The sequence below is a fragment of the Nocardiopsis sp. MG754419 genome (genome assembly GCF_018207095.1).
In the GTDB taxonomy this organism is placed as follows: Bacteria; Actinomycetota; Actinomycetes; order Streptosporangiales; family Streptosporangiaceae; genus Nocardiopsis.
The window spans coordinates 1-10,370 of record NZ_QOCZ01000176.1; the positions used below are offsets into that span (position 1 = coordinate 1).

Here is a 10,370-nt window from a genome sequence, read left to right on the forward strand (position 1 = left end):
GCCTCCGGGCCCCGGCAACCCCGGTGGCCCCGGCAACCCGGTCGGTCCCGGCGGAGGTGTGGGGTGCGCGGTACCGCCGGGACCGACCGGGTTGCCGGGGCCACCGGGGTTGCCGGGGCCCGGAGGCGGGACGGGTCTCCCACCGGAGGGCGCGCTCTGCGGAGTACCCGGCCCGGGCGCGGGCCTCGGGGGCTCGGACGGCCCCGGTCCGGGCGGTCCGCCGTCCGGGCGTGAGGAGGACTGATCCCGTCCCTGAGCGGGTTCCGAACGGTCGTTCTCCTGGCTCAAGACCTGCTCCGTTAGTCGCTAGGCGTTCGGCTCGGCACACGGCGCACCGACCGGTCCGGGGCCTTACACCAACCCCAGCCGAGACAGACCTCGCTGGACCCGTGCCCAGAACTCGGAGGAACCCTCCGGTCCCGGTAGCGCCGACACCGCCGAGGAGGCCAGGTCGGCTGGAGCGTCCGCCAGGACCGTGTAGACGAAACCGTTCGCCTGCCACATGCTCTGGTACTGACCCACGTCTCCACCGAAGATCGTCTCGTGCCCTGTTGTGACGCCTGATCCCCCCGGACCGGTTCCGACGTATCCGCTCTGATCTGTTGAGAGATGTTCTTCCCCCAGCTTCCCACGTTGCACGAAGACCGAGATCTGGGAGAGCCCGTCGGAGTAGACGGTGTGCACGACCCGTCGACCTTCGTGGTGGGTGGACCTCGCGTCGACCAGACGAAGGTTCCACGCCAGGTGCTCGGACAGTTTCCAGCCCTCGGCGCGGAGCCCCTCGCGTTCGGCGTGGTCGAGCACGTCGCCCCACGGTGCGTCGCCCAGGGCGCCCTCGGGCCAGTCCCGGTCCCCCAGGGTCAGGTCGGTGAGTCGGCTGCTGAAGGCCGTTCCGCCCGCGTGGTCGAGGACGTCGCGTCCCAGGAGCAGGTCGGTGGCGTCGTCCACCCAGAAGCGTCCGGCGACGGTGCCGTCGGCCCTACGGGCCTCCACCACCCGGGCCCGCCGACCGTCGAGCTCCCGGGGGTCGACCTCCACGACCCGATAGGTGTGCTCCAGCATCGCCAGGAGGCGTTCGTCGAGGGTCTCCAGCGCCGAGGAGGAGCGCACCACGAAGGCGGGCTCCTCGGCCCCCACGGGCGCCATGGCCAGTCCCGTCCCCGGGCGGTTGACCACCCGCACGTCGAGCCCGTCCGACTCCCCGCCCTCCGGCCCCCGCAGGGCGCGCACCGCGGTGTAGGCCACCGCGGTGTCGGCCTCGGCCGCGCCGCGCAGCACCGCCATGCCGTCGTCCGTTCCCTCGGCGGGGACCGCGGACGCCTCGGGGTGGGTCGCCGCCGTGAGCAGCAGAACGCACAACACCACGATGAGGGTGATGGCGACGGGGCCCGAACCGGTGCCGGAGGGGGTTCCTCCGGGCCTCACCGTGTCGTTTCGGTCGGGTCCGAGGGCGGCTCGGCCACCAGGGGCGGCGTGGGCGCGCCGATCGGCCACGCGGCGACCGACGGCCCGCCGGGGTCGACCACGGGGATCTGCCGGCTGGTCACGGCGTGTTCGACCGCGTAGTCCGACAGCCGGGGTTCGACGACGGGGGTGTTTTCGGCGCCCTCACCACCCGCCACGAAAGCGCTGCCCAGCAGTGCGGTGGCCACCGCCAGACCCGCCACGGCGTAGCGCCCGCCGGAGAAGTAGGGCGGCCGGACGGAGGAGTCCTCTCCCTGCAGCGAGGGGACGTGGCGTTCGGGGCCGGTGCGCGGACCTCGGCGCTCCCGTTCGGTCCGGGCGGCCTCCACCGTGTCCGTTCCGGGTTCGGTCGGGGCCTGGGCCGAGTGACCGGGGTCCAGGCCCGGCATCGTCGGTCCGCCCCCGGGGAACCCCCCGAGGGGACGGGAGGAACCCAGCGGTGGGCTGGATCCGAAAGGGCTGCCGCCCGAGGGACCGCCGGGTCCGCGGCCACCACCGGTGGGGCGGTCCCAGGGGCCTGCCGGTCCCGGGCTGGCCATGAGCCGGCCCATGAAGTCGAGATCGGGTTCGGGCTCGCCGAGCCCGGTGAGGCGGCGTTTGAGCCGGCGCATCATGTCGGCCTCGAACCGGCACGACTCGCACTTGGCCAGGTGGATGAGGGCGCGTTCGTGTTCGGCGGCGCCCAACTCCCCGTCGATGAGCGCCGACAGGCGCTCCCCGAGGTGGTCCATGCTCACTCCGCCTCCTTGATCACGTTGGCCCGGTCACCGTGGTCGCCCGCCTGCGCCGCCAGAGAACGCCGATGTTCGAGGGCGCGGCGCAGCTGCGCGCGGCCTCGGTGGATCCGACTGCGGACGGTACCGAGCTTGACGTCGAGCGTCGCGGCGATCTCCTCGTAGGAGAGCCCCTCGATGTCGCACAGGACCACGGGGGCCCGGAACTCCGCGGGCAGGGCGTCCAGCGCGCCCTGGATGTCGGCGTCGAAGTGCCGATCGTCGTAGCGCTGGGCGGGTGAGGGCTCGCGGCCCTCCAGGCGTTCGTCGGCGTTGTCGGCCAGACCCTCGAAGCGGATCCGGGCCTTGCGCCGGGCCATGTCCAGGAAGAGGTTGGTGGTGATCCGGTGGAGCCATCCCTCGAAGGTGCCGGGGGTGTAGTTGGCGAGGGAGCGGAACACCCTGATGAAGACCTCCTGGGTGAGGTCCTCGGCGTCGTGCTTGTTGCCGGTGAGCCGGTACGCCAGGCGGTACACGCGCGGCGAATGCACGCGGACGACCTCTTCCCAGCTCGGGGGTTCCCATGCCTCGAAATCGACGGCAGGGCCGGTCTCTGGCACCGCTGCTCCCTTCATCCCGTTGATCCACCAAGCAAGCGTTGGTCGGGGGGAGTTTCGCTTCGTGACGATCAACGTACGTTCATCCGGATTCAACGTCGGGAGACGCCGATTAAGTTCCCGTGGCCACGCGCGGAAAGTCGGACCTGTTCAGGCTAGTCTTTTGACCAGGGAGACCACCTGACCGCGACCACCATTCTACGGTGGGTGACGCTCCCGGACAGGGCGCACGCGCAGGGGCGCGTATGAGGGAAACCAGGCTTGGGAGGCCGTCATCAGCGCTGAAGAGAGCGTCGCACGGACCGCGTGGGTGCGGACCGAGCAGGCGCGGTTCGAGGAGGACGCCATGGGCGACGGCCCGCTGGCCGACGCCTACGACGCGGGGCTGCGCTCCGCGGCCCCTCCGGTGGACGCCGCGACCGGGGCCGCCCTGCGGTTCCTCACCGCCGCCATCGGTGCGCGCTCGGTGGTGGAGATCGGCACGGGCTGTGGGACCTCGGGCATCTGGTTGCTCCGGGGGATGGTGCCGGACGCGATCCTCACCACGGTGGACGTCAACGCCGCCTACCAGGACTACGCGCGCGCGGCGTTCGCCCGTGCCGGGTTCGGGGCCGGCCGCGCCCGACTGATCCGCGGAGCCGCCCTCGACGTCCTGCCCCGGCTCACCGACGGCGGCTACGACATGGTGTCCATCGACGCCGACCAGGCCTCCTACCCCGCCTACCTGGACGAGGCGCTGCGGCTGCTGCGTCCGGGCGGTGTGGTCGCCTTCAACAACGTGATGGTCACCTCCAAGGAGCCGGACGGGCCGCTGCGGGTACCGGACCAGGCGGAGGTCGCGGTGCGCGAGGTGATGCGACGCATGCGCGAGGACGAGGAGTTCATTCCGCTGCTGGTCCCGGTCGGCGAGGGTCTGCTCACCGCCATCCGTCCCTGACGGACCGCGCGACGGGATCGGTTCGGTGCGGCCGACGCCGACGGTCGGGGCGGTCACCCCGGCGTGGCCCGAGGAGCCCCGTGACCACCGGGGCGCACGGCGCCTGCGGGACGCACCGCGCCGGAACGGCGACGGAGCACGAGCACGCGACGGGCCCGGGGCGGAACACGTCCACCCCGGGCCCGTCGAAAAGCGCGTGACTACCTGTGGGCGAGCCAGCGCAACAGGGTGCGGGTGGCGAAGGCCGTCCCGCCCTTGCTGAGCAGGCCGCTCTCCTTCATGGACCGGCCCGGGCCGGCGATGTCCAGGTGGGCCCAGGGCAGACCGCCGGTGAACTCGCGCAGGAACAGCGCGGCGTCCGTGGCGCCCGCCGGGCCGAACTCCTTGCGGGTGCCGATGTTGGCGAGGTCGGCCACCCGGGAGCGCGTGGTCGGCACGTACTCCTCGGTGAGGGGCATCCGCCACAGCGGCTCCCCGGAGGCCTCACCGGCGTCGATGAGCTCGGCGGCGACCGCGTCGTCGGTGCTGTAGAGCGCACCCATGCCGGTGCCCAGGGCCACCTTGGCGGCGCCGGTCAGGGTGGCCACGTCCACGATGAGGTCCGGCTCCAGCTCGGAGACGGCGTACCCCATGGCGTCAGCCAGGACCAGGCGGCCCTCGGCGTCGGAGTTGAGCACCTCGACGGTCGTGCCGGAGTAGGTGGTGAGCACGTCACCGATCCGGGTGGCGTCACCGGAGAAGGCGTTCTCGGCGAGCGGCAGCAGGCCGGTGACCTTCATCCGCGCGCCGACGGACGCCAGGGCGGACAGCACCGCCAGGACGATGGCCGAACCGCTCATGTCGGTCTTCATCAGCGACATGTTGTCGTTGGGCTTGAGCGAGAGGCCACCGGTGTCGAAGGTGATGCCCTTGCCGACCAGGACCACGTGACCGGTGGGGTCCTCGGGGGTGTAGGTCAGTTGGACCAGGCGGGGCGGCCTGGACGAACCCTGGCCGACGGCGAGGATCGCGCCGAACCCCTCGTCGCGCAGGTCGGTCTCGTCCCAGACGCGGAGGGCGAGCCCACGGTCGTCGGAGGTCTCCCGAGCGCGGGTGGCCATCCACTCGGGGTCCTTGACCAGGGACGGGGTGTTGATCAGGTCCCGGGCCAAGGCGGTGGCGGCCGCCAGGTGGGAGCCCAGGGCGAGGGCGTCGGCGATGCCGTCGGTGTCGCCGACCACGTCGATCCGCGCGGGCGGGCGTCGGTCCTCGGTGGGCTCGGAGGACTTCAGGGTGAACGTGTAGGAGGCGAGAAGCGCGCCCTCGGCCAGGGCCGTGGCGGCCTCCGCCTCACCGCCCGACCAGGCCAGGGCGACACGTTCCCGGCCCCGGGCGGCCCGGGCGAGGGCGGCGCCGGCCTTCCGGAGCTCGGCGGGGGTACCCGATCCGACTCCGAGAAGGGCCAGGCGGACCAGGCCCCCGTCCCGGGTCACCGGGAACTGGGAGAACTCACCGGCCGTGCCGGTGAGCGCGTAATGAGCGAACAGGTCGGTGAGCGCGGCCGGAAGGGCCGCCGCGAGTCCGCTGTCGGCGACCCCCTCGACGACCTCCGGACCTTCCTCACCCGCGAGAACGGGCAGGACCAGCAGGTCCGCGGTGGATTCGGCGAGGGTCCCCGTCAGGGGGTGGATCTCCGTGGCGAAGGGCACAGGCCGCTCACAATCGTTCGCTCATCATGGGAGGTGTGGAACCTCGGGGGTCATCAGGGCGTTCCGGCCCAGGTGGGGGACGAGTCGGGTGTCGGACCTATCCGACGACGCCCTGCAGTGCCTCCCGGAGTTCGGTCGCCTCATCGGGCGTCAGCTCGACGACCAGACGGCCTCCGCCCTCGAGCGGGACCCGCATGATGATGCCGCGACCCTCCTTGGTGACCTCCATCGGCCCGTCACTGGTCCTCGGCTTCATCGCCGCCATGCCATTCCCCTTTCTAGGTGTTCCTCGCAGCCGGAGCCGACACACGGCACCGGCGCCGATCCACGCGTGGGTCCGGGCTCCGCAACCGTGGGCCGGTTCCGGGTGACTCGCGCCCATGTGGCTTAAGGGACGTGAATCACTCTTCACCCATTATCTCGGAGGTCGACCCCGCTGTGTGCGTCGGGCGAGGGCCGGATCACCGACATGGGCGTCCGATCACGAGGAAGCTTTGATCACTAAGGTTATATCGATCCCGGCCGAAACCCGCTCGAAGCGCGAACGTCCCGCTCGTCTCCTGCCCCGGACCGACGGGTCGAATCCGCCGTCGATCGGGTGCCCGTGACCGGGTATCACCTGCGGTCTCGCGTCGATCGGGGACTCAGTCGAGGGTCCCGGTGGAGACCATGCGGGTTCCCTCCCGGGTGATCGAGGCCCACTCGGCGTTGAGCCCCGCACCGGAGGCCGGCCACAGGGTCAGTTCCGCCTCGTCGACACACCGATCCTCGGGGTCGGAGGTCTCGGTGTAGGTGTACACCAGCCGGTCCCCGTCGCGGGCCGACAGTTCCAGGGTCCCCGAGCAGGTGAAGGTGGTCCAGGCGGTGCTGCCGCGCTCGGCGCCTTCGTCGATCCGCACCTCGGCGTCCCACTCGGCGACCGGATCGCCCTCGGTGTTCACCTGGTGCATCCGGCCCGACCAGGCCCCCTCGAACTCGCCCGGTTCGGAGGTGGCCGTGACCGGCGCCTGGTCGGAGTCGTCCAGGTAGAACCAGGCGGCGGCCGCGCCGCCACCCGCCAACAGGAGCACGAAGGCCGCGGCGCCCAGGCGGGCCAGCAGGCGACGGCGCCTGCCGGAGTGCCGGGTCGAGCGGGGCGGCGGCCACAGGGAGAGTTCACGCACCGGGGTGGAGGAATCCCCGGGCTCGTCCTCGGTGCCCGCCCTGAGTTCGGCTGTTGTGTCCATCCTCGCCATCCTCACGATGGTCCACCCGTTCCGTCGGAACGGGGGTACGCATGTACAGCGAAAGAGAATAGAGCACACGAACCACCCCCAAAGGACCGCGCGGGGCGGATCGGATGTGATGCAGGGCATAGGGGTCGGGTCACGCCACGAGGGCGGCCAGGCCCCGGCGCTGGTGTGCCTCTCCCGCTTTCGGGGCCCTACGGAGCCGGTTCAGTCCTGTTCGTCGCGCTTGCCGCCGCCGATGGTGACGTCGTCGTCCCGGGGCGCGTACTCGGCCGGATCCGGGGGCGTGTCGGTGCTCACCGGGTTCGTGTCGGTGCCCTCCGGGGCGGTGTCCGCGGTGTCCCCGTCCTCCTCGGACACCCACGTGTCGGCGTCCGAGGTCTCTGTCGGGCCCTGCGGTGCGTCGTCCGGCATCCACTCCGCCGGCTCCGCCGACTCCTCGATCGGGGCGTCACCGGGCAGGTAGGCGTCCGGGCCCGGACCGGTGCCCTGGGGCACGTACGACGGGTCCAGACGGGCCAGGCGCCACTCCAGGTCCTCGATCCGCTCCTCGCGCTCGCGCAACGTGGCGGTCAGGCGCAACAGCAGCCCGTCGACCGCGCGCACGTGGTACCCCCACAGCGACAACGGCAGGAGCAGCCCGCCGAGATCGCGAGAGCCCACCGGGCGCCCCTCCGGGAGGTCCAGCGGGGGGAAGTCGGCCTCGAACCGGGCGAGCTGACCGCCCTTGCCGAGCACGACGTAGACCACGCCGACGAGGACGGCGAGCGCGGCGACGGCGACCAGAACCATGATGAAGTAGGGCACGGATCCGATCGTGCCACACCCTTCGGCGCCCCAGGGAGCCGCGGTGCGTGGGAGACTCGCCGGGTGTCGAACGAGCCTTTCCACGTCCTGACGCCCGACGCCCTCGGTGGGAGCGGGACCGCCGCCGACCCCGTCGTGGCCGCCGCGATCGACGCCGGCCACCGACCGTCGACGGCGCGGGTCGAGGCACTGGTCGAGGCCGACCGCACGGTCCTGGTGCGCTGCGACCCCGATCCCACGGGACCCGACGCGGACCGTCGGGGGCGCGACGGCGACGCCGGTTCGCCCGCGGCCCCACTCGCGGGGACGGTGCCGGCGGACGCCGCCACGGAAGTGGCCCTGGCCGCGGTCTACGCCTGGGCCGGGGCGCGTGTGTTCGTCACACGGCACCCCGAGCGGGTCCGCCGGGCGCTGGACATGGTCGCGTCGATCCGGGGCGAACGCCCGCCCGCCGCGGTGCGTCGCGGCCTGGTCTGACCCTCCTCACGCGGGAAGGCCCCCGCCGGTCACGAGGGCCTTCCGAAGCGGAGGGGGCCGTTCTCACGCGGAGGGGCCGGGCTCCTCGCGCTCGAACTTGTTCTCGATGTGCACGTGGGACCGCTGGATCGTGGCGACCACGTCGTCGGGATCGTCGGTCACGTGCAGCAGGTCCATGTCCTGCGGAGAGATGAGGTTGTGCTTGAGCAGGGAGGACTCCACCCAGTCGCGCATACCGCCCCAGAAGTCGGTGCCGACCAGCACCACGGGGAAGCGCGTCACCTTCTTGGTCTGGACCAGGGTGATGGCCTCGAACAGCTCGTCCAGGGTGCCGAACCCGCCGGGGAGCACCACGAAGGCCTGCGAGTACTTCACGAACATCGTCTTGCGGACGAAGAAGTACCGGAAGGTGACGCCCATGTCGACGTAGTCGTTGAGCGACTGCTCGAACGGCAGCTCGATGCCGAGCCCGACGGACAGTCCACCCGCCTGCTGGGCCCCCTTGTTGGCGGCCTCCATCATCCCGGGGCCGCCACCGGTGATCGTGGCGTAGCCGGCCTGGGCGAGCTTGGCGCCGACCTCGACGCCCAGGTCGTAGAACTCGGTGTCCGGCTTGATCCGGGCCGACCCGAAGACACTCACGGCGGAGGGCAGTTCGGACAGGAGCCCGAAACCCTCGACGAACTCCGACTGGATGCGCAGGACCCGCCAGGGGTCGGTGTGCACCCAGTCGGAGGGGCCCCTCCGGTCGAGCAGGCGCTGGTCGGTCGTGGTGTCGGGGATCGCGCGGCCGCGATAGGTGAGCGGTCCGGCGCGCCTCACGTGTTCTTCTTGGGTCATGCCCGTAAAGCTATCCGGATGCGGCGGGCTCACACCTGAACCACGCGTGACCGAACGGTGGAGACCGGTGGGCACCCCGGTGCGGGCCTGCGAGAACGCGCTCCCCGGGGGGCTTCAGCGACGGCCGGTGAGCCAGGCCACCATCCGCTCCTCGGCCTCACGGATCCGGGGGATGCTCACGTACTCGTCGCGGGTGTGCGCCAGCATCGGGTCGCCCGGACCGTAGTTGACCGCCGGCACGCCCAGCTCGGAGAAGCGGGAGACGTCCGTCCAACCGAACTTGGCGCGCGCCTCGCCCTCGCCGACGGCGGTGACGAAGGCGGCGGCGGAGGGGTCGTCCAGACCGGGGCGGGCCGGGGCCGCCGAGTCGGTCACGGTCACCTCGAAGTCCGCGAACACCTCGCGCAGGTGCGCCTCGGCGTCGGCCGGGGTCAGGTCGGGGGCGTAACGGTAGTTGACCCGGACCACGCACGCGTCGGGGATGACGTTGCCGGCCACACCGCCCTCGATGAACACCGCGTTGAGGCCCTCGTGGAAGGTCAGACCCTCCACCTCGGGCCGCCGGGGGGTGTAGGCGCGCAGCACGTCCAGGATCTCGCCGGCCTTGTGGACGGCGTTCTCCCCCATCCAGGACCGGGCGCTGTGGGCGCGCTTGCCGGTGGCCTTGACGTCGACCCGCATGGTGCCCTGGCAGCCCCCCTCGATGACCCCGTCGGTGGGCTCCATGAGGATGGCGAAGTCGCCGTGCAGCCACTCGGGGTGGTTGCGGCTGATCCGCAGCAGGCCGTTGCGCGCGGCGTCGACCTCCTCGTTGTCGTAGAAGACGTAGGTGACGTCGTGGACCGGTGCGGCCACGAGGGCGGCCAGCTTCAGCTGGACGGCCACACCCGCCTTCATGTCGGTGGTGCCGCAGCCGTAGAGAAGGTCACCGTCCACGTGCGAGGGGACGTTGTCGACGATGGGCACGGTGTCGAGGTGACCGGCGATCACGACGCGGCGCTCGCGGCCCAGGTCGGTGCGGGCGACCACCGCGTCGCCGTCACGGTCGACGGTGAGGTGGGGCAGGGCGGACAGGGCGCTCTCGACCGCGTCAGCGAGGGCCTTCTCGTCGCCGCTCTCGGAACGGGTGTCCACGAGGGCGGCGGTCAGGTCCGCCACGTCCGAGGTCAGGTCCAGCATGGTGTCGCCCCGTTTCGGTTCGGATGTGGGTACCGGTGCGCGCTCGGGCGTTGCCTCTCCCGTGCGCGACTGGTCGCCACCCTAGAACAGCGGACGCCCCTTCCGGATATCCGGAAGGGGCGTCACGTGTGCCCGGGTGCGGGCGGACCGCGATCCCGAGGCCCGTGGATCGATCCACGGGGGTGTTCCGTTAGGGCGCCGTCGGACCGTGCCCTCCGGAACCCGGGGAGGGTCCGGACGTGGGCCCGCGAGGAAGGAGCCCGCGCACGGCGGGTCCCGAAGGTTCCCGCCGTGCCGCCCGGCGCCCGAGGAGCAGGCGACCTAGGTGTACTGACCTGAGAGGTTAGGTACGCGGGAGGCGGGAGGGCCGCTGTTCGCGGTGTGGAACCGGTGGTGATTGTAGTGGTGCAACCACCCGG

11 protein-coding genes are annotated in these 10,370 nt (G+C 71.9%); 2 read left to right on the forward strand and 9 right to left on the reverse strand.

Annotation, left to right across the window (positions count from 1 at the left end; translation table 11 throughout):
* Positions 1–351: 351 nt before the first annotated feature.
* Genes DSY14_RS24375 through sigE form a run of 3 tightly spaced genes read right to left on the reverse strand, consistent with a single transcriptional unit; the run spans position 352 to position 2,812 of the window.
* Positions 352–1,425, reverse strand: coding sequence for a transcriptional regulator (locus DSY14_RS24375; RefSeq protein WP_211718956.1), 1,074 nt, complete (start codon positions 1,423–1,425; stop codon positions 352–354).
* Entirely contained in the window at positions 1,422–2,195 is a 774-nt protein-coding gene (locus DSY14_RS24380; RefSeq protein WP_211718965.1) for an anti-sigma factor, read from the reverse strand. The genes DSY14_RS24375 and DSY14_RS24380 overlap by 4 nt, the downstream gene beginning before the upstream one ends.
* 2 nt (positions 2,196–2,197) lie before the next feature.
* Positions 2,198–2,812: an RNA polymerase sigma factor SigE gene (sigE, locus tag DSY14_RS24385; RefSeq protein WP_211718957.1), complete on the reverse strand. Its 615-nt coding sequence runs from the start codon at positions 2,810–2,812 to the stop codon at positions 2,198–2,200.
* 328 nt (positions 2,813–3,140) lie between these two features.
* On the opposite strand from sigE, the gene DSY14_RS24390 reads away from it, so the two are divergent.
* The gene (locus tag DSY14_RS24390; RefSeq protein WP_211718966.1) at positions 3,141–3,731 is read left to right on the forward strand and encodes an O-methyltransferase; all 591 of its coding nucleotides are present in this window, start codon (positions 3,141–3,143) and stop codon (positions 3,729–3,731) included.
* 200 nt (positions 3,732–3,931) lie between these two features.
* On the opposite strand, the gene DSY14_RS24395 is transcribed toward DSY14_RS24390, so the two are convergent.
* The 4 genes from DSY14_RS24395 to DSY14_RS24410 form a co-directional block, all read right to left on the reverse strand.
* Positions 3,932–5,419, reverse strand: coding sequence for a leucyl aminopeptidase (locus tag DSY14_RS24395; protein ID WP_211718958.1), 1,488 nt, complete (start codon positions 5,417–5,419; stop codon positions 3,932–3,934).
* A 97-nt stretch (positions 5,420–5,516) separates the two neighbouring features.
* Positions 5,517–5,684: a DUF3117 domain-containing protein gene (locus DSY14_RS24400; protein WP_211718959.1), complete on the reverse strand. Its 168-nt coding sequence runs from the start codon at positions 5,682–5,684 to the stop codon at positions 5,517–5,519.
* Between the two features lie 379 nt (positions 5,685–6,063).
* A complete protein-coding gene (locus DSY14_RS24405; protein ID WP_211718960.1) occupies positions 6,064–6,645 on the reverse strand; it encodes a hypothetical protein in 582 nt (193 codons plus the stop codon).
* A 210-nt stretch (positions 6,646–6,855) separates the two neighbouring features.
* Positions 6,856–7,455 carry a hypothetical protein gene (locus DSY14_RS24410; protein WP_211718961.1) on the reverse strand — a complete coding sequence of 200 codons (600 nt, stop codon included), beginning with the start codon at positions 7,453–7,455 and terminating at the stop codon, positions 6,856–6,858.
* A 63-nt stretch (positions 7,456–7,518) separates the two neighbouring features.
* Here DSY14_RS24410 and DSY14_RS24415 point away from each other — a divergent pair, with 63 nt between their 5' ends.
* Positions 7,519–7,932 (forward strand): hypothetical protein, encoded by a 414-nt coding sequence (locus tag DSY14_RS24415; protein ID WP_211718962.1) that lies wholly within the window; start codon positions 7,519–7,521, stop codon positions 7,930–7,932.
* 63 nt (positions 7,933–7,995) lie between these two features.
* Here DSY14_RS24415 and DSY14_RS24420 read toward each other — a convergent pair whose 3' ends face one another.
* Both DSY14_RS24420 and dapE read right to left on the reverse strand, forming a co-directional pair.
* Complete coding sequence (locus DSY14_RS24420) at positions 7,996–8,772, reverse strand: TIGR00730 family Rossman fold protein (RefSeq protein ID WP_211718963.1); 777 nt, start codon at positions 8,770–8,772, stop codon at positions 7,996–7,998.
* A gap of 114 nt (positions 8,773–8,886) precedes the next feature.
* Positions 8,887–9,951, reverse strand: a complete 1,065-nt coding sequence (gene dapE / locus DSY14_RS24425; RefSeq protein WP_211718964.1) for a succinyl-diaminopimelate desuccinylase — start codon at positions 9,949–9,951, stop codon at positions 8,887–8,889.
* Positions 9,952–10,370 lie beyond the last annotated feature (419 nt).